The organism is Pseudomonas sp. PB103 (assembly GCF_009764635.1).
Lineage (GTDB): Bacteria > Pseudomonadota > Gammaproteobacteria > Pseudomonadales > Pseudomonadaceae > Aquipseudomonas.
Genome location: NZ_RWIL01000023.1, coordinates 160681 through 178999, shown reverse-complemented (window position 1 = coordinate 178999; position 18319 = coordinate 160681). Strand labels below are relative to the sequence as shown.

General features: G+C 60.6%; 15 protein-coding genes and 1 riboswitch. Of the genes, 2 read left to right on the top strand and 13 right to left on the bottom strand.

The annotated features are described in order from the left end of the window. Nucleotides 1–58: 58 nt before the first annotated feature. Nucleotides 59–1273: a phosphoserine phosphatase SerB gene (gene serB, locus EJA70_RS04880; protein ID WP_008079219.1), complete on the bottom strand. Its 1215-nt coding sequence runs from the start codon at nt 1271–1273 to the stop codon at nt 59–61. A 134-nt stretch (nt 1274–1407) separates the two neighbouring features. On the opposite strand from serB, the gene EJA70_RS04875 reads away from it, so the two are divergent. Further along, on the top strand, nt 1408–2919 hold the full coding sequence (locus EJA70_RS04875; protein WP_158829990.1) for an AhpA/YtjB family protein: 1512 nt from the start codon (nt 1408–1410) through the stop codon (nt 2917–2919). A gap of 251 nt (nt 2920–3170) precedes the next feature. On the opposite strand, the gene EJA70_RS04870 is transcribed toward EJA70_RS04875, so the two are convergent. The 10 genes from EJA70_RS04870 to EJA70_RS04825 all read right to left on the bottom strand — a co-directional run bounded on the left by EJA70_RS04870 (nt 3171) and on the right by EJA70_RS04825 (nt 13743). Then, nucleotides 3171–3884: a membrane integrity-associated transporter subunit PqiC gene (locus tag EJA70_RS04870; RefSeq protein WP_053116751.1), complete on the bottom strand. Its 714-nt coding sequence runs from the start codon at nt 3882–3884 to the stop codon at nt 3171–3173. A gap of 177 nt (nt 3885–4061) precedes the next feature. Continuing rightward, complete coding sequence (parC, locus tag EJA70_RS04865) at nt 4062–6326, bottom strand: DNA topoisomerase IV subunit A (RefSeq protein ID WP_008079233.1); 2265 nt, start codon at nt 6324–6326, stop codon at nt 4062–4064. 7 nt (nt 6327–6333) lie between these two features. Continuing rightward, entirely contained in the window at nt 6334–6858 is a 525-nt protein-coding gene (locus EJA70_RS04860) for a TIGR02281 family clan AA aspartic protease (protein WP_008079235.1), read from the bottom strand. 2 nt (nt 6859–6860) lie between these two features. Continuing rightward, nucleotides 6861–7835 (bottom strand): esterase-like activity of phytase family protein, encoded by a 975-nt coding sequence (locus tag EJA70_RS04855; protein ID WP_371924504.1) that lies wholly within the window; start codon nt 7833–7835, stop codon nt 6861–6863. A 96-nt stretch (nt 7836–7931) separates the two neighbouring features. After that, nucleotides 7932–8921, bottom strand: coding sequence for an esterase-like activity of phytase family protein (locus EJA70_RS04850; RefSeq protein ID WP_158829988.1), 990 nt, complete (start codon nt 8919–8921; stop codon nt 7932–7934). Then, a complete protein-coding gene (gene parE / locus EJA70_RS04845; protein WP_158829987.1) occupies nt 8921–10828 on the bottom strand; it encodes a DNA topoisomerase IV subunit B in 1908 nt (635 codons plus the stop codon). Before parE ends, EJA70_RS04850 begins: the two co-directional genes overlap by 1 nt. Before the next feature lie 41 nt (nt 10829–10869). Continuing rightward, the gene (locus EJA70_RS04840; RefSeq protein WP_158829986.1) at nt 10870–11478 is read right to left on the bottom strand and encodes a YqiA/YcfP family alpha/beta fold hydrolase; all 609 of its coding nucleotides are present in this window, start codon (nt 11476–11478) and stop codon (nt 10870–10872) included. A gap of 289 nt (nt 11479–11767) precedes the next feature. Beyond that, the gene (cpdA, locus tag EJA70_RS04835) at nt 11768–12583 is read right to left on the bottom strand and encodes a 3',5'-cyclic-AMP phosphodiesterase (RefSeq protein ID WP_158829985.1); all 816 of its coding nucleotides are present in this window, start codon (nt 12581–12583) and stop codon (nt 11768–11770) included. A gap of 99 nt (nt 12584–12682) precedes the next feature. Further along, complete coding sequence (locus tag EJA70_RS04830; RefSeq protein WP_008079245.1) at nt 12683–13135, bottom strand: DUF1249 domain-containing protein; 453 nt, start codon at nt 13133–13135, stop codon at nt 12683–12685. Further along, complete coding sequence (locus EJA70_RS04825) at nt 13126–13743, bottom strand: NUDIX domain-containing protein (RefSeq protein ID WP_158829984.1); 618 nt, start codon at nt 13741–13743, stop codon at nt 13126–13128. Before EJA70_RS04825 ends, EJA70_RS04830 begins: the two co-directional genes overlap by 10 nt. Before the next feature lie 226 nt (nt 13744–13969). Between EJA70_RS04825 and EJA70_RS04820 the strand changes: the two genes are divergently transcribed. After that, complete coding sequence (locus EJA70_RS04820; protein WP_158829983.1) at nt 13970–14716, top strand: RsiV family protein; 747 nt, start codon at nt 13970–13972, stop codon at nt 14714–14716. Here the strand turns inward: EJA70_RS04820 and cytX are convergent. Both cytX and thiC read right to left on the bottom strand, forming a co-directional pair. Next, nucleotides 14685–15977, bottom strand: coding sequence for a putative hydroxymethylpyrimidine transporter CytX (gene cytX, locus EJA70_RS04815; RefSeq protein WP_158829982.1), 1293 nt, complete (start codon nt 15975–15977; stop codon nt 14685–14687). The genes EJA70_RS04820 and cytX overlap by 32 nt on opposite strands. 145 nt (nt 15978–16122) lie before the next feature. Next, nucleotides 16123–18012, bottom strand: coding sequence for a phosphomethylpyrimidine synthase ThiC (thiC, locus tag EJA70_RS04810; RefSeq protein WP_158829981.1), 1890 nt, complete (start codon nt 18010–18012; stop codon nt 16123–16125). Between the two features lie 146 nt (nt 18013–18158). Next, nucleotides 18159–18264: riboswitch (TPP riboswitch) on the bottom strand. Nucleotides 18265–18319: the final 55 nt, after the last annotated feature.

The window sequence follows — 18319 nt, the reverse complement described above, 5'->3', positions numbered from 1 at the left end:
AGCTCCTACAGGAAACCTATGTAGGAGCTGCCGCAGGCTGCGATCTTTTGATCTTTATTTACAACTGCCCATCACGATCGCGAAAGCCCAGCAGATACAGCACGCCATCCAGACCCAACGTCGAGATCGCCTGCTTCGCCGACTGCTTCACCAACGGCTTGGCGCGGAATGCCACGCCCAACCCGGCAATCGCCAGCATCGGCAGATCGTTCGCGCCATCGCCCACGGCAATGGTCTGCTCCAGACGCAAACCTTCCTTGTGCGCCAGCTCTTTGAGCAGATCGGCCTTGCGCTGCGCATCGACAATCGGCTCGATCGCCACACCGGTGCACTTGCCATCCACCACTTCCAGTTCGTTGGCGAACACGTAATCGATGCCGAGCTTGGCCTGCAATTGCTTGGCGAAATAGGTGAAGCCGCCGGACAGAATCGCGGTCTTGTAGCCCAGACGCTTGAGCTCGGCGAACAGCGTTTCGGCGCCCTCGGTCAGGCGCAACGATGCGCCGATCGAATCCAGCACACTGACATCCAGGCCCTTGAGCAAGGCCAGACGCTCTTTGAAACTGGCACGGAAATCCAGCTCGCCAGCCATCGCCCGTTCGGTGATTTCGGACACTTGCTCACCCACGCCGGCAGCCTTGGCCAGTTCGTCGATGACTTCCGCTTCGATCAGCGTCGAGTCCATGTCGAACACCGCCAGACGCCGGTTGCGGCGAAACAGCGAATCTTCCTGGAAGGCGATGTCGACATTCAGCTCTTGGGCGACGCTGAGGAATTCGGCGCGCAAGGCCTGCGGATCAGCCGCTTCGCCACGCACGGAAAACTCGATACAGCCCTTGCCCTTGTCGGCTGGAGTGTCCAGCGGCATGCGACCCGACAGACGGTCGATATGGTCGATGTTCAAACCGTATTTGGCGGTGATCGAGCTGACCGCCTGCAATTGGCCGGCGGTCACTTTGCGGGTCAACAGGGTGACGATGTGGCGCTTTTTGCCCTGATTGCCCACCCATTGCTGGTAATCCTCTTCGGACACCGGGGTGAAGCGCACCTGCTGGTCGAGCTCGTAGCCCTTGAACAGGATGTCCTTGAGCACGGACTTGCCCTGTTCGGAATCGGGAATTTCCACGAGGATGCCGAACGACAGCGTGTCGTGGATCACCGCCTGACCGATGTCGAGAATGTTCACACCACCCTGTGCCAAAACACCGGTTATGGCTGCCGTCAGACCCGGACGGTCGACTCCCGTGATGTTAATCAGGACGATTTCGCGCAACGCGCACCCCCGCAACTGGAAAAAAACCGCATTCTACCCACTTTCAGTGACCATCGGGCACCGCGAGCGCTTTGCCGGTCTAGGGCCTGTCGCTATACTGCGCGTCAACTTCACGGACAAAAGAGCCGAGCTCAGTGAACCGGCCCACGCCAGTTAAAACCGATAACTTCTTCCTGCTGATCTTCCGTGCACTGCGCCACCGCCGTGTACCGATTGCATTGCGCATTGCCAGCCATAACGTGATCCTGGTCGCTCTGGCCCTGGTGATCTATGCCGGCGTGATGGGTTTGCAATTCAAGCAGGCCATGCACGAGCAGGCCGATGCGCTGGGCGAAAGCCTGACCACGCAGACCGCCACCTCCGCCACGGAGCTGTTGGTGTCCAACGACATCCTCAGCCTCAACGTGCTGCTCAACAACCTGACCAAAAACAAACTGGTGGCCCACGCGGCAATCTATAGCGTGGATAACCGCATCCTCGCCGAATCCGGTCAGCGGCCCAAGCACAGCCTGCTGGGCGAAGCCGAAGGCATGTACGAGAGCAAGATCACTTTTCAGGACGTGACCGCCGGGCAACTGCGCATCAGCCTGGACATGGATCAGTTCCAGCAGCCGATGACCATCAGCCTGCAAAGCATGGGCATCCTCAGTGCGATTCTGTTGGCACTGTCGCTGGCCTTGAGCCTGCGCATGGGCCGCTACCTGACGACACCGCTGCTGCAATTGCGCGTCTGGCTGCGCCGCATCGACGAACACACGCCGGGCACCGACCGTCAGGACGAGATCGGCGATCTTGCCCGACAGTTGCACGCCGACTTTGCGCCGGAGCCTGCGCCAATACCTGAGCCGGAACCCGAGTTCGAAGAAGAGGACGACGAGCCTGAGTTCGAAGTGCGCAACCTGCGCGATCCGAGCTTCGATGAAAGCCGTCCGATGGCCGCGCAAAAACCGGCGCCTCGTCATGTAGTCAGCACCGTTGAAGACGACGATGACGACGACGCGTTTGCCGATCTGCGCGACGAATCGCTCGATCAGCCCCCGCACCCGACTCTGCGCAAAGCCACCCCGAGCGTGCCGCAACACAGCGCCGTGCTCGCTGTGCAACTGGGTTCGCAAGAGCAATTGCGACGCCTGCCGCGCGCACGCCTGGAAGAGCTGCTGGAGCGTTATCGCGACTGCCTCGATCAGGCCGCTTCGCTGTATCAGGGCGAAATCGAAACCCTCAACGACGGCAGCACGCTGATGCTGTTCCACACCGAAGACAGCGGCGACGATTACCTGACCAATGCAATCTGCTGCGGCGAGCTGCTGCGGGCGCTGGGTCATCAGTTGCAGATTGAAGTCGCGGACAGCGGTATTACTCTGCAATTGCAACTGGGCCTGACCCTGGGTGATGAGTTGTTCGGTTTGAGCCAGATCGATCTGCTGCTGACTGATTCGGCGCAGGATGCTCTGGCCCTGTCGCAACACAGCCGCAACCTGTTGCTGGTTGAACGCAAGATCGGTGACGACGCGCTGATCCGCCAGCGTGCGCGGATCCGCCCGATCGCCAGCCCTGAAGGCGCGTGCTGCGTGGAGCGGTTGATGGAGCCTTATCCGTCGATGCTGGAGCGGCAATTGGCGCGGATGCATGAACGCCGGGCGTAAGCCACAGGCCTGAAACACACAAGCCCGCAGACAAGCGATTGTCTGCGGGCTTTTTTTGTGGACCACACTGGCCCCATCGCGGGCAAGCCCGCTCCCACAGTGTGCGTGGGAGCCCACAAAAGAGCAGACAGCCGAAGCCCCTGTGGGAGCGGGCTTGCCCGCGATGAGGCCAGCACTGACGAAAAAGATCTCCGCCCTCCAGACACAACAAAGCCCGCACAAGGCGGGCTCTGTTTTGTCTCGATCCAGCGTTAGAAGCGGAACACTTCCATATCCGTCCGAATCGGCGAAGCCATCGGGATCTTCGGCTGCTTATCCGCGTCCGCAGCCGGCGCTGCCGGTTTCGGTGCCGATTTACGCGGCGCCTCGGCCACCGGAGGCTGATTAGCCAACGGTTTCAGCGCCACCGACAACTGCTCAGCCAGACGCTGCAACAAAATCCCTTGCGCCTGCACTTGCGAAGCCGTACTGCCCGCATGCAACTCTTGCAGATGAATAATGCGGTTATCCCGCACCTGACCACGGCGGTCGATCAAGCGCCACTGCGCATCAAGAATCGCCGGCTGTTTCACGCCGGAATCCAGACGCGTGATGGTCAGCAATACCTGCACATCCGGGGTAAACCCGCTGGTGGCCGGTGCCAGCACCACACGTTGGCTGTCCAGATGACCGGCGACCTGACGCATCAGCAATTGATCGATATCCGACGAAAGGCTGCCAGCCCAACGACCATCGGTCGCCGCTTGCAGGCTGCCGTCCGGCTGACGTTGCAGCAGTGTTTCACGTTGCAGGTAGTCAGCGACGACCACCGGGCCCAACAAAACCGCCATGCCTGCGCTTTGCGCAGGCTGAACCGGACTTCCGCTGTCCAGTTGATACAGCGACACCGGCTGGTGAACGCTGCAACCCGCCAGGCCAAGAACGCCGGCGAGTAACAAAATAAGTGGAAGGCGCAGAGCAGTCATCATCCCGTCCAGGTGGCCGCCACAAGGCTGACCACAGTGAAAATACTCAATAAATATGAAGAACGCTCGGCCACGCCGGCGCTTGGAAAGGCCATATCATCCGTGAATATGCGTTCCGACTCCAGCGCCAAAGCGTCGATCTACGCGTTAAATCGTAGATCGAACGCTCTAGGGCGCCTAATTGAGGTTTTCGACGAGCAGCGCATCCACTCTCTGGAAGCCCCTTGGAAGCTTGTTGCCGCGACGTCCACGCTCACCTTTGTAGTGTTCGAGGTCATCGGCCTTCAGCGACAAGGTTCGTTTTCCGGCCTGCAACACCAACGTGGCGCCTTCCGGAATAACGGCGATGTCCGTGACATATTCTTCGCGACTGGCCACACGTTCACCGGAAATACCGATGATCTTGTTGCCTTTGCCCTTGCCTAATTGTGGCAGATCGCTGATTTTGAAGATCAGCAGGCGACCTTCGGTCGTGACCGAAGCCAGCCAGTTGTGCTCACGATCGGCCACCGGGCGCGGCGCGATCACCTTGGCGTTGTTCGGCAGGCTCAACAGGGCTTTACCGGCCTTGTTCTTGGCTTGCAGGTCTTCGCCTTTGACGACGAAACCGTAACCGGCGTCGGAAGCGATCACGTACAACGCATCGTCTTCCGGCATCAACACGCATTCGAAAGTCGCACCCGGTGGCGGCGTCAGACGACCGGTCAACGGCTCGCCCTGGCCACGCGCCGACGGCAGCGTATGCGCAGCAACCGAATAGCTGCGGCCGGTGGAGTCAATCACCACGGCTGACTGGTTGGAACGCCCCGCCGCCGAGGTCTTGAAGCCGTCGCCAGCCTTGTACGACAGGCCGGTGGCGTCGATCTCGTGGCCCTTGGCCGAACGGATCCAGCCCTTTTCCGACAACACCACGGTGACTTTCTCGTTCGGCAGCAGGTCGTGCTCGGTCAACGCTTTGGCTTCGGTACGCTCGACGATTGGCGAACGGCGGTCGTCGCCATAGGTTTCGGCGTCCTTGATCAGTTCGGTGCGCACCAGTTTTTTCAACTTGGCTTCGCTGCCCAGCAGCGCTTGCAGCTTGGCTTGTTCCTTGAGCAGTTCGTCCTGCTCGTCGCGCAGCTTCATCTCTTCCAGTCGCGCCAACTGACGCAGACGGGTGTCGAGGATGTAGTCAGCCTGAATCTCGCTGAGAGCGAAACGCTCGATCAGCTTGGCTTTCGGATGCTCCTCGGTACGGATGATGTGGATCACTTCATCCAGGTTGAGGTAGGCAATCAACAAACCATCCAACAGGTGCAGACGACGCTCGACCTTGTCGAGGCGGAATTGCAGGCGGCGACGCACGGTCAGCACGCGGAATTCCAGCCACTCGACCAGCAAGGCGCGGAGGTTTTTCAGCTGCGGCTTACCGTCCAGACCGATGATGTTGACGTTGACCCGATAGGTCGACTCCAGCTCGGTGCTGGCGAACAGGTGCTGCATCAGCGCTTCGTGATCGACGCGGCTGTTGACCGGAATGATGACGATGCGGCACGGATTTTCGTGGTCCGATTCGTCGCGCAGGTCAGCGATCTGCGGAGCTTTCGACGGTTTCGCCTGCATCAACGCGGCGATCTGCTCCAGCACTTTCGCACCGGAAACCTGGTGCGGCAGCGCGGTGACGATGATGTCGCCGTCCTCGACGTGGTACACGGCGCGCATGCGTACCGAGCCCTTGCCGGTTTCGTACATTTTCAACAGGTCGGCGCGCGGCGTGATGATTTCCGCTTCGGTCGGGTAGTCCGGCCCCTGAATGTGTTCGCAGAGCTGTTCAACCGTGGCTTTCGGCTCGTCGAGCAGACGCACGCAAGCGGTCGCCACTTCGCGCAGGTTGTGCGGCGGCACGTCGGTGGCCATGCCCACAGCAATACCAGTGGTGCCGTTGAGCAGAATGTTCGGCAAGCGCGCCGGCAGCACCAGCGGTTCCTGCAGGGTGCCGTCGAAGTTCGGGCCCCAGTCGGCAGTGCCTTGGCCCAGCTCGCTGAGCAAGACTTCGGAATAACGCGACAGGCGTGCTTCTGTGTATCGCATGGCGGCGAAGGACTTCGGATCGTCCGGCGCACCCCAGTTACCCTGGCCGTCGACCAGCGTGTAGCGATAGCTGAACGGCTGGGCCATCAGCACCATCGCTTCGTAGCACGCCGAGTCGCCGTGCGGGTGAAATTTACCGAGCACGTCACCGACGGTACGCGCGGATTTCTTGTGCTTGGAATCGGCGTCCAGCCCCAACTCGCTCATCGCATAAATGATGCGACGCTGTACCGGTTTCAGACCGTCGCCGATATGCGGCAGCGCACGGTCCATGATCACGTACATGGAGTAATTGAGGTAGGCACTTTCGGTGAAGTCAGCCAGCGACCGGCGTTCTACACCGTCCAGGCTGAGATCAAGGGGGTTGCTCATGCAGGCCTCATCGGTTCGTTGTCTGGCGCAGCAACATGGTGCCACCGCGCTGAGTAAATTCAAGTTTGTTCAAGGCGCTCATGCCGAGCAGCACCTGATCGCCATGCAGCCCAGGCGCCACCAGTGCGCGGACGTCCCGCAGCACGATGTCGCCCAGTTGCAGGCGGGCAATTTTGGTCCGATAGCCCTGGCTCAGACCGTTGGCCGTGCTCAGGGTCACACCGAAACCTTCTTCCAGCTTCAAGCGTTTGGCCAGATCCGCCGGGATCGCCACATCGGTTGCGCCGGTGTCGAGCATGAACTCCACCGGCTCGCCGTTGATCTGGCCGCTGGCGACAAAATGCCCTTGGGCGTTGCCGGCCAGTTTCACTTCGATAAAACCTTCGCCCTGTTCCGAACTGACTACCACGTTCGGGTTCTGCTGGCGTTGTTCCCACTGGCCAAAAAAGCGCGTCGCCAGAAACAGCGCCGCGCACCAGGCCATGATCATCAGCACCCGACCGGCGCGTTTGCCCGGGGGTTGCTCACTCATGTTCAGCCATTCCAGCCACCTTCAGGGACGGCAAACCGCCAGACAGTCGGGCGTGCCTCGCCATCGTTGCGCACAACACCATTGTTGTCGGTGCCGATCCAGGCGCCCTTGTCGTCGACAATCAGCGCTTCGGTCAATCCATGCCGGCCGGGGTATTGCCGATGTGCAACCAGTGCATCGGCAGCAAATGACCAGCACCGCTCCTGAGCACCACTCAACGCATGCCGACAGACCTTGAAGGCATTGCGATCAAGCAAAAACAGTTTGCCGTTGAACAGCGAAATATCGGAAAAATCCATTTCTACCGGCGTCGAGCCAGGAAACTGCGGCGGCTGCGGCGCGAGCCCCCCTTCACTCAGGGTCACGCAGACTGGCGCGCAGGCCCATTTGTCGACGGATCTTGCGATGTGCACCAAGCCCCTTTTCTGCCGCTCGCCGGCCAGCCAGATATCGTTGCCGACACCTGATATCGCCAGACCTTCAAACAGGGCGTTGGCATGCAGCAACATGCCTGCCTTGCGCGCCTCTTCTGCCATCTGCGGCGCAATATTGAGCCACGACGCCTGACCTTGCGGGGTGACTTGCAGCACCGCTGAATAGGTTTCGCTGAGAATGTAACGATTTCCCGCGTCATCGCAACTGATGCCTTCAAAGTCGAGGGCGGCGTTGCGCACCAGCGAGCGGTACAGCGTATGAATCTTCATCGCCAGCGTACGCCCGGCATCGGCCGGTACCGGCGGGACATTGATCGCCACCGCTTCGGCCTTCCAGACGTCCGCCCGGGAATCGAGCCGATAGATCTGATCGTCGTCGCGATCCGATATTGTCCACAGATGCTCACCGCACAGGGCCAGCCCCGACAGATTACCGCCGCGCATACCGTCGACAGGGTGTTCTGAAAGCAGATGCAATTCAGGATCCCCGGCCAACGCGAACGAGGACCAGATTACACAAGTAGCAGCAATACCTTGCTTGATGTTCATCCCTGACACTCCAATGACTTTCGTGATGTTCCTCACGGAAGTATTGCAGGGATTGCCCTTGGCACCGGTTTACTTTGCCGCAGCTCCCCTTCACGGCTTGGCGCTCCAGCCACCGTCAGGTGCGGCGAAGCGCCAGATGATCGGGCGCTTTTCGCCGTCGGCGCGCGCGCCGTCATTGTTGTCGATGCCGATCCACGCCCCCTGCGCATCCACCACCAGGGCTTCCGCCAGGCCATAGGCTTGTGAATACAGGCGCTGTGGCTGTAGGGCGTCTTCGGCGTACGACCAGCATTGTTCGACTTTGGCGGTCACCGCATCGCGGCGGCAGATCTGAAACGCATTGCGCTCAAGGGTGAACAGCTTGCCGTTGAACAGTGACAGATCAGCGAAGTCGCGGGTGACGGCGCGGGCCTTGGGGAACTGCGGTGGCTGCATTTCGACGCCGGCTTCGCTGAGCAGCACACAGGCACCGTCACAATCCCAGACCGTTTGCTGACGCTTGATCTTCAGCAGCCCCCGGCGCTCGCGCTCGGCAGCGAGCCATAACTGATCGCCCGCCGGATTGATCGCCAAGCCTTCGAACAGCGCATTGAAGTGCAACAACATGCCACTGGCGCGGGCTTCTTTCACCAGCATCGGCGAGATTTTCAACCATGACGCCGGGCCTTGTGGCGGCACTTGCAGCACGGCGGCATGGGCCTCGCTGACGATGAAACGATTGCCAGCGTTGTCGCAGGTGATGCCTTCGAAATCCAGATCACCGCCACGGATGAACGAGGCGGCCCAGGTGCGCGAGCTGATACCCCACGGCAGACCACTGTCCGGCACGGGCGGGACATCGATGCGCACCGTTTCGGCTTGCCAGACCTGATCGGCCGTCTTCAGACGGTAGATCTGATCGTCATCGCGATCGGACACTGTCCACAGTTCGTTGCCGCACAGCGCCAGCCCCGAGAGGTTGCCGCCGCGCATGCCGTCGACCGGATGCTCGGCGAGCAGGCGCAGTTCTTGTATCGGCTCGGCCGACACGGTCATTGAACTCAGCAGCAAGGCACCCGCCAAGGCCCAGCCAAACTGCATCAGGTCAGTACCTCGGCAAGGTTGCCTTTGGATTCCAGCCAGGTCTTGCGGTCGCCGGCGCGTTTTTTCGCCAGCAGCATGTCCATCATTTCCGAGGTCTCGGCGTAGTCTTCACCGAGCGTCAGTTGCACCAGACGCCGAGTGTTCGGGTCCATGGTGGTTTCGCGCAGCTGTGGCGGGTTCATTTCACCCAGACCTTTGAATCGGGTGACCTGCGGTTTGCCGCGTTTCTTCTCGGCAACCAGACGGTCGAGAATACCGTCGCGCTCGGCTTCGTCGAGGGCGTAGTAAATTTCTTTGCCCAGGTCGATGCGGTACAGCGGCGGCATGGCGACGTAGACGTGACCGGCATCCACCAGCGGGCGGAAATGCTGGACGAACAACGCGCACAGCAAGGTCGCAATGTGCAGACCGTCGGAGTCGGCGTCGGCGAGGATGCAGATCTTGCCGTAGCGCAGCTGACTCATGTCTGCCGCGCCCGGATCGACACCGATGGCCACGGCGATGTTGTGCACTTCCTGACTGGCGAGCACTTCGCTGCCGTCGACTTCCCAAGTGTTGAGGATCTTGCCGCGCAACGGCAGGATCGCCTGGAATTCCTTGTCCCGCGCTTGCTTGGCGGAACCGCCGGCGGAATCACCTTCGACCAGGAACAGCTCAGAACGCATCGGGTCCTGCCCGGCGCAATCCGCCAGTTTGCCCGGCAATGCCGGGCCTGCGGTGACGCGTTTGCGCTCGACTTTCTTGCTCGCCTTGAGACGACGGCCGGCGTTGTTGATCGCCAGTTCAGCCAGGGCCAGACCGGTTTCCGGGTTGGCGTTGAGCCACAGGCTGAACGCATCCTTGACCACACCGGAAACGAATGCCGCCGCTTCACGGGACGACAGACGCTCTTTGGTCTGGCCGGAGAATTGCGGCTCCTGCATTTTCATCGACAGGACGAAGGCGATGCGCTCCCAGACGTCTTCCGGCGCCAGCTTCACGCCGCGTGGCAGCAGACTGCGGAATTCGCAGAATTCGCGCATCGCATCGAGCAGGCCCTGACGCAAACCGTTGACGTGGGTGCCGCCCTGCGCCGTCGGGATCAGGTTGACGTAGCTTTCCTGTACCGCGTCGCCACCTTCCGGCAGCCACAGCAGCGCCCAGTCGACCGCTTCTTTATTACCGGCGAAAGCACCGCAGAACGGCTCGTTCGGCAGGCGTTCGAATTCGCTGACGGCGTCGACCAGATAGGAGCGCAGACCGTCTTCGTAATGCCACTCGACTTTCTCGCCAGTGCCTTTGTCTTCGAAGCTGACCAACAGGCCCGGGCACAACACAGCCTTGGCCTTGAGCACGTGCTTGAGGCGGCTGATGGAGAATTTTGGTGAGTCAAAGTATTTCGGGTCCGGCGCGAAGTACACGCTGGTGCCGGTGTTGCGCTTGCCGACGGCGCCGACGATTTCCAGCTCGGTGGCCTTATAGCCATCGGCGAAAGTCATCTGGTATTCGTTGCCGTCACGCTTCACGCGCACCCGGACTTCGGTCGACAAGGCGTTGACCACGGAAATACCCACACCGTGCAGACCGCCGGAGAACTGATAGTTCTTGTTGGAAAACTTGCCGCCCGCGTGGAGTTTGGTGAGGATCAGTTCGACGCCCGACACGCCCTCTTCCGGGTGGATGTCGACCGGCATGCCACGGCCGTCGTCACTGACTTCCAGCGAGTGGTCGGCGTGCAGGATGACCTGCACCGATTTGGCGTGGCCGGCCAGGGCTTCGTCGACGCTGTTGTCGATGACTTCCTGGGCGAGGTGGTTCGGCCGACTGGTGTCGGTGTACATGCCGGGGCGTTTGCGCACCGGGTCGAGGCCCGAGAGGACTTCGATGGCGTCGGCGTTATAAGAGCTAGCGCTGGGAGTGGCCATAGGGTCTCGTCGTCAGTCATTCATGAAATAGGGGCAAGACTTCACAGTGCGGTGAAATCGATTGCCTGATACACATCGGCACCAATGCCGGCAAAACTCAGCAACGCCGGCAATTGACCGGCAAAGCCTTGGAAACTGTGGTCGCCGCCGGCCTGAATGCGCAAGGCACAGGCGCGGTAATACTGCTGGGCGAGGCGATAATCCAGTGTTTCATCGCCGGTCTGCAACCAGACCTGATAGCGCTGGGCATCCTGAGGCGCCGGCACTTCCAGTTCGGCCAGGGCCGTGACGTGGTCGTGGGTCAATTCCCAGGTTTCATCGGTATACAGGTTTTTCTGCGTGCCCAGATAGCCGTCGAACATCCGGTGCGGGCTGACCGCCGGGTTGACCAGCAGGGCTTTCAGGCCATGGCGCTCGGCCAGGTGAGTCGCATAGTAGCCGCCGAGGGAGCTTCCCACCAGCAGCGGGCGGCCCAGCTCGGCGATTGCCTGCTCCAACTGACCGATGGCTTCGCGCGGATGATGATGCAGGGCCGGCACACGCAGTTTGTCGCTCAAACCCAGTTGCTCCATCACCGTCACCAGCTGACAGGCCTTTTTCGAGGCCGGAGCGCTGTTGAAACCGTGGATATAGAGGATCGAACCGGACATTTGAGCTCCCTGAGTGTCGGCAAAAGATAGCGGAGTTTACAGGGAGAAGGGCCGGGATTGGGGGTGGGCTCGATAAATTGGTGTGACAGCACGAGCGGCCCTCACCCTAGCCCTCTCCCGGAGGGAGAGGGGACCGAATGGGGGATATTTGCGAACTACATCGACCTGAACGCTTTGCTGTGAATCCGCAATCGTCAACGCTGCTTCAGGTCGATAGATAGCGAAAGACACCTCGGTCGGCCCCCTCTCCCTCTGGGAGAGGGCTGGGGTGAGGGTTTTGATTTGTCGCTCAATAACCGTTGGAGCCGTAGTCGACGGTGAAGGCGAATCCGGTGACGCGTTCGACGCCGGTTTCCAAGCGGCCATCCGGCAACAGGCGCAACCAGCGATACCCCGGCGCCTGCTCACCGACCTTGAAGTCTTCACTGCCCGGCTCAAACTGAATGCACGTCGAAGGTGAAGCCATCAACCGCACGCCATTACGCTCGCGATCAATCTCCTGATGCACATGCCCCCACAGCACCGCGCGCGCTTGTGGGAAACGATCCAGCACCTCGAAGAACGCTTCAGGATTGCGCAGGCCGATCGGCTCCATCCACGCGCAGCCGATCGACACCGGATGATGATGAAAGCACACCAGATGATGCCGCTGCGGCGCTTCGCTCAGCGAGCGGGCCAGCAGTTGCAGCTGATCATCCTGCAAATACCCTGGCACTGAGCCGGGTACAGCCGAATCAAGCATCGTCACGCGCCAGTTGCCGATATCCACCACTGGTTCCAGCAGCGAGCTCTGCACGGCGGCCTGCGCCATGATCAGCGGTTCATCGTGATTACCGGGAATCCAGCGCGCCGGCGCATCGATCTGCGCACTGATCTGGCGAAACTGTTGGTACGACTCCAGCGTGCCGTCCTGGGAAATATCCCCGGTGGCCAGAATCAGGTCGATCTGCGGCTGCTGGCCCAGCACCAGCTCGATGACCTTTTGCAGGCTCTCGCGGGTGTTCATGCCCAGCAGCGTACCGTCCGCTTCAGCGAACAGATGGCTGTCGGACAACTGCACCAGCAGCGCCGCATCGGCGGGGGTCAACGTGGATACGCTCGGCAAGGCGTTCTCCCAAGGCAAAAGCACGGAATCGATCAAGTGCCGCAATTATGCTGGGGGATCAGTGAAAGAGGAAACCGCCTAACCGGACACAGTTCACAACTAGCGTACGACTTCGTACTCATGCCCCAATGCCAGGCAATGGCTCAGCCATTCCCCCAGGAACAGATTGAGCTGAGCCTTTTCATCCGGCTGGTGCATCGCCGCGTTAGGGTAAGGATAGATGCCGCGAAAGCGCCGTGCATGTTCGGCGCTGACCACTTCGGCCATGCGCGCGTCGTGATAGACCTGCACTTCCAGTTGCGGCACCGGCAGCCACGGCAGGCTGTGTTCCTGACGCACCTGCAACGTGGTGGTGTAAGGACAGGCCTGCAACACTTCGAGGGCCAGCACGCCGAGCATCTGCTCGCCCTGGGTCACGGCAATGCGCCGCGCTTCGGGTTCGTTGCGCATGTCCGGCAGCAGTCGCATCAGACGCGCGTAGTTAGCCTCGCAGGCGGCTTGCAGCCCCACGAGGTCGACTCGATAGCGATCGCGCAACTTGTTTACGACCATAACCCCCTCACTTCGGCGCGGTTCAGCGCCAGCCATTGCAAGGCGATGATGCTCGCCGCGTTGGCAATGCGTCCGTCACGGACGGCCTGCAAGGCATCTTCAAAGGCCCAGACCGTGACGCGGATATCTTCTGCCTCTTCTTCCAGGCCATGCAGGCCGCCAACGCCTTCGGTGCTGCAACGCCCCAAGTACAAATGCACGAACTCGTTGCTGCCACCCGGCGACGGAAAATACTGGGTCATCGGCCACAAGGCCTTGATGTCCAGCCCAGCTTCCTCCTGCGCCTCGCGGCGAGCAACTTCTTCCGGCACTTCTTGCTTGTCGATCAGACCAGCGACCAGTTCGATCAGCCACGGGTTGTCGGTCTTGCCCATGGCACCGACACGAAACTGCTCGATCAGCACCACTTCGTCACGCTGCGGATCGTAGGGCAGCACGCACACGGCATCGTGGCGCACGAACACTTCACGGTTGATCTCGCGGCTCATGCCACCGGCAAACAATTCATGGCGCAGGTGCACACGGTCGAGCTTGTAAAAACCCTCGTAGCATTTTTCGCGCCGCACGATATCGACGGCGGTCGGAATGGCGTTGGCAAAATCAGTCATGAGCATCCTCTTTACTGCAGATCCATTACGAGGTTGCTGTGTGACTGGCAACCTCGACTTCGCGCCATCCTAACGCGCCCGAACGGTTTGATGCAGCCCCTTTACCGTCAGCGGGATGGACGGTGGAGGCGAAACCCACTCTAATTAGCTTAGTGGCGAACTGACTGCTTCTGCGAGAGTCGAAGCGGATATCTTTTTGCCTTCCCCTGCTTTCGAAAGGACGCCCATGTCGCTTTTCAAAATTGCCTCCGTGGCCGCCATCGCCCTGACTCTGGGCGCCTGCGCGAGCCTGTTCCAGCCCAACTACCGCACGCCGCTGGAGACCACTCGCGACGCATCCGAACAGTTGAAACCTGGCTGTTCCAACCCTGATTGCCCGCTGGTGAACATCGACACCCTGCGCTTCCCGGCAGAACCTGCACTGGACGGCATCATCGAAAAACGTCTGCTGCAAATGACCCGCACCGAGAAAAACGCTCCGGTAGCGCCGACCCTGGCGGCTTATCGCGATCAGTTTCTGGCCAACGCCGGACCGCGCAACAGCAGCTATCTGCAAGCGAAAGTACGCGAGCAGCATGACGGCTTGGTGATCATCGAGTTGTCGAGCTACCTCGACACCGGTGGCGCGCATGGCACCCCGGGGCGCGGTTTCATCAACTATTCGCGCCAGCAGCACAAGGTACTGAACCTGTCCGACATGCTGATGCCGGGTCAGGAAGAGGCGTTCTGGAAGGCGGCGCAGGTCGCGCACAACAGCTGGTTGATCAGCACCAAGCTCGATCAGGAAGCGGAGTTCGTGAAGAACTGGCCGTTCGTGAAAACCCCGAACGTGGCGCTGACCTATGGCGGCGTGATCCTCAAGTACGACGTGACCACTATTGCGCCTTACGCGCTGGGCCACGTCGAACTGAAGATTCCTTACCCGCGTCTGAACGGCATTCTCAAGCCCGAGCTGTTTCCTGGCCGTAACTGAAGGCCCGGCCCAGCACTAGCTGCAACAGCCCTGCCAGCACCAGCGCCGGCAGGGTTGCGCCGACATCCGGATACAGATTCGCCAGCAAATGGTAGGTGCTCACGCCACCCAGCCACGCCAACAACGCCGGCCAGCGCAATGCAGCCGCTGCGGCCTGAGCACTGCGCTTGCGCAGAATGAAGTGATCCACCAGCACCACGCCGAACAGCGGCGCAAACACCGAACCGATCAACAGCAGAAAATTCTGGTACTGCGCCAACGGCGCCAGCAAGGCGATCAGCGTGCAGATCACGCCGATGGCCAAGGCCAGATGCTCGACTTTCAGGCGCAACAGAATCCCGCTCGAAACCGCTGCCGAGTGAATGTCGGCGAAGGCGTTTTCCGACTCATCCAACAGAATCAACAACAGCGGAATGCCCAGACCGGCGCCAGCCAAGGCCAACAGCAACGCATTGACTTCACCGCTCGGTGCGAAGGCCAGGGTGTAGGCGACGCCAAGGCTCATCAGCCAGAAGTTGCCGATGAAGAAACCGACCGCAGTGCCACCGAAGACATTTTTCGCACGCTTGCCGAAACGCGAGTAATCGGCGATCAGCGGCAGCCACGACAGCGGCATCGCGATGGCAATGTCGAAACCCACGGCGAATGGCATCGAACCGTCACCGGCACGCGACCAGAGATCCGCCAGATCGGCTTTGGCGAACAGGTTCCAGGTCAGCCAGATGCACGCTGCCAGCAGCAGCCAGATGCCCCACTTGCGCAGGATCTGCCGGACGAAAGTCAGCGGGCCGCTGACCGCGAGCAAGGTGGCCAGCGCGCCGAAAAACAACGTCCACAACACCGGGTTCGACCATAGTGAACCTTCGCTGAACGCGCGGGTGCCGAGCAGGCTGGCGGCGTCACGCATGACGATGATTTCGAACGAGCCCCAACCGATCAGTTGCAGCAGGTTGAGCAGCGCCGGCAGGCTTGCGCCTTTGCTGCCGAGGCTGAGCTTCAGCGCCGCCATCGACGACAGGCCGGTGTCGCTGCCGATCACGCCAACGGCGGCCAGCAACAGCACGCCGACCAACGTGCCGAGGAAAATCGCCAACAACGAACCGGACAGGCCCAGACCCGGCGCGAGCAAGGCGCCGGTCTGCAAGACCATCAGGCCGATGCCGAGGGAGAACCACAGGGAAAACAGATCGCGACCGCCGAATACACGCTTGTCGGCGGGCACGGCGAGGTCGGGGGAATAAGTGCTGGGTTGAATGCTCAAGGGTGTTATCTCAGAGGGACATTTGTTGTTGTGTGATCGTTCCCACGCTCTGCGTGGGAATGCCTCTAGGGACGCTCCGCGTCCAGTGACGCGGAGCGTCACGGGCTGCATTCCCACGCGGAGCGTGGGAACGATCAGTACGGGGTCAAACTTTCTTGTACAGCTGACTGCCTTCCTTCTTGAACCGCTCGGCCTGTTCCGCCAAGCCTTGGGCGACGTCCACGTCGACCGCGTCGATCCGCTGGTTGGCCGCGTATTCGCGGACTTCCTGAGTGATCTTCATCGAGCAGAATTTCGGCCCGCACATCGAACAGAAATGCGCGACCTTGGCCGAGTCCTTCGGCAGGGTTTCATCGTGATACGAACGCGCGGTGTCCGGATCAAGCCCCAGGTTGAACTGGTCTTCCCAGCGGAATTCGAAACGCGCCTTGCTCAAGGCGTTGTCGCGGATCTGCGCGCCCGGATGCCCTTTGGCCAAGTCCGCCGCATGCGCCGCGATCTTGTAGGTGATGATCCCGGTCTTCACGTCATCCTTGTTCGGCAGGCCCAAGTGTTCCTTCGGCGTCACGTAGCAAAGCATCGCGCAACCGAACCAGCCGATCATCGCCGCACCGATACCCGAGGTGATGTGGTCGTAACCCGGTGCGATGTCAGTTGTCAGTGGGCCGAGGGTGTAGAACGGCGCCTCGTCGCAGCACTCCAACTGCTTGTCCATGTTTTCTTTGATCAACTGCATCGGCACGTGGCCCGGGCCTTCGATCATGCATTGCACGTCATGCTTCCAGGCGATCTTGGTCAGCTCGCCCAAGGTCTCCAGTTCACCGAATTGCGCTTCGTCATTGGCGTCGGCAATCGAGCCCGGACGCAGGCCGTCGCCCAGCGAGAAGCTGACGTCGTAGGCCTTCATGATTTCGCAGATTTCGTCGAAGTGGGTGTAGAGGAAGTTCTCTTTGTGGTGCGCCAGGCACCACTTGGCCATGATCGAACCGCCACGGGAGACGATGCCGGTCACGCGCTTGGCGGTCAGCGGCACGTAGCGCAGCAGTACGCCGGCGTGGATGGTGAAATAGTCGACGCCCTGCTCGGCCTGCTCGATCAGCGTGTCGCGGAACAGCTCCCAGGTCAGGTCTTCGGCGACGCCATTTACTTTTTCCAGCGCCTGATAAATCGGCACGGTGCCAATCGGCACTGGCGAGTTGCGGATGATCCACTCACGGGTTTCGTGAATGTGTTTACCGGTGGACAAGTCCATCACGGTGTCCGAACCCCAGCGAATGCCCCAGGTCAGTTTCGCCACTTCTTCTTCGATCGAAGAACCCAGCGCGCTGTTGCCGATGTTGCCGTTGATCTTCACCAGGAAGTTACGGCCGATGATCATCGGTTCCAGTTCGACGTGGTTGATGTTGGCCGGAATGATCGCGCGGCCACGGGCGATTTCTTCGCGGACGAATTCGGCAGTGATTTCTTTCGGGATGCTCGCGCCGAAGCTGTGGCCGGCGTGTTGTTGCGTCAACAGGCCGGCAGCGCGGGCCTCTTGCAGCTTCATGTTTTCGCGGATGGCGACGTATTCCATCTCGGCGGTGATGATGCCTTTACGGGCGTAATGCATCTGGCTGACGTTGGCCCCGGCCTTGGCACGACGCGGGTTGTTGACGTGGGCGAAACGCAACTTGGTCAGCTCGGCATCGGCCAGACGTTGTTGGCCGAAGTTCGAGCTCAGGCCTGGCAGGCGCTCGGTGTCGCCACGGTCGTCGATCCACGCCGAACGCACATCGCCCAGACCTTTGCGCACATCGATCACTACGTTCGGATCAGTGTACGGGCCCGAGGTGTCGTAAACGGTGACCGGCGCGTTGATTTCACCGCCGAAGTCGGTCGGCGTCACGTCGAGGCTGATTTCGCGCATCGGCACGCGGATGTCCGGGCGGGAGCCCTGAACGTAGACTTTTTGCGAACGGGTGAACGGCTTGACCGATTGCTCGTCGACCTTGGCCGAGTCACTCAGGTTGATCGCGTTTTTTGATTTTGTAGTCATCACGGGCTCTCCAGACAGCATCCAGGCAGTGGATTGTCGGAGCAGAACCTGAAAGGCACGGACGCACCAGGACTGGTGCTGTGCATCGTCGTCGAGCGTTCGATTGTCGAACAATTTCCCGGACGAAGCACAAGAGGACTCGCCGGGTGACGAGAAATCTTGTTCCCTACGCAGGCGCTAACCTGATCAGGTTCAACGGGATCCGAAATTATTCGATCTCAGCCTCATAGCAAGGCACCCCGACAAGAACCCGGCCAGTCTAGACACAACCGGCAAAGAACGCCAACACCGCAGCAATCACCATGAT

Excerpts from the sequence above, each read along its gene's own strand:
- EJA70_RS04870 (WP_053116751.1), bottom strand. The coding sequence starts at position 3,884 with ATGACTGCTCTGCGCCTTCCACTTATTTTGTTACTCGCCGGCGTTCTT.
- parC (WP_008079233.1), bottom strand. The coding sequence starts at position 6,326 with ATGAGCAACCCCCTTGATCTCAGCCTGGACGGTGTAGAACGCCGGTCG.
- EJA70_RS04860 (WP_008079235.1), bottom strand. The coding sequence starts at position 6,858 with ATGAGTGAGCAACCCCCGGGCAAACGCGCCGGTCGGGTGCTGATGATC.
- EJA70_RS04850 (WP_158829988.1), bottom strand. The coding sequence starts at position 8,921 with ATGCAGTTTGGCTGGGCCTTGGCGGGTGCCTTGCTGCTGAGTTCAATG.
- parE (WP_158829987.1), bottom strand. The coding sequence starts at position 10,828 with ATGGCCACTCCCAGCGCTAGCTCTTATAACGCCGACGCCATCGAAGTC.
- EJA70_RS04840 (WP_158829986.1), bottom strand. The coding sequence starts at position 11,478 with ATGTCCGGTTCGATCCTCTATATCCACGGTTTCAACAGCGCTCCGGCC.
- EJA70_RS04830 (WP_008079245.1), bottom strand. The coding sequence starts at position 13,135 with ATGGTCGTAAACAAGTTGCGCGATCGCTATCGAGTCGACCTCGTGGGG.
- EJA70_RS04825 (WP_158829984.1), bottom strand. The coding sequence starts at position 13,743 with ATGACTGATTTTGCCAACGCCATTCCGACCGCCGTCGATATCGTGCGG.
- EJA70_RS04820 (WP_158829983.1), top strand. The coding sequence starts at position 13,970 with ATGTCGCTTTTCAAAATTGCCTCCGTGGCCGCCATCGCCCTGACTCTG.
- thiC (WP_158829981.1), bottom strand. The coding sequence starts at position 18,012 with ATGACTACAAAATCAAAAAACGCGATCAACCTGAGTGACTCGGCCAAG.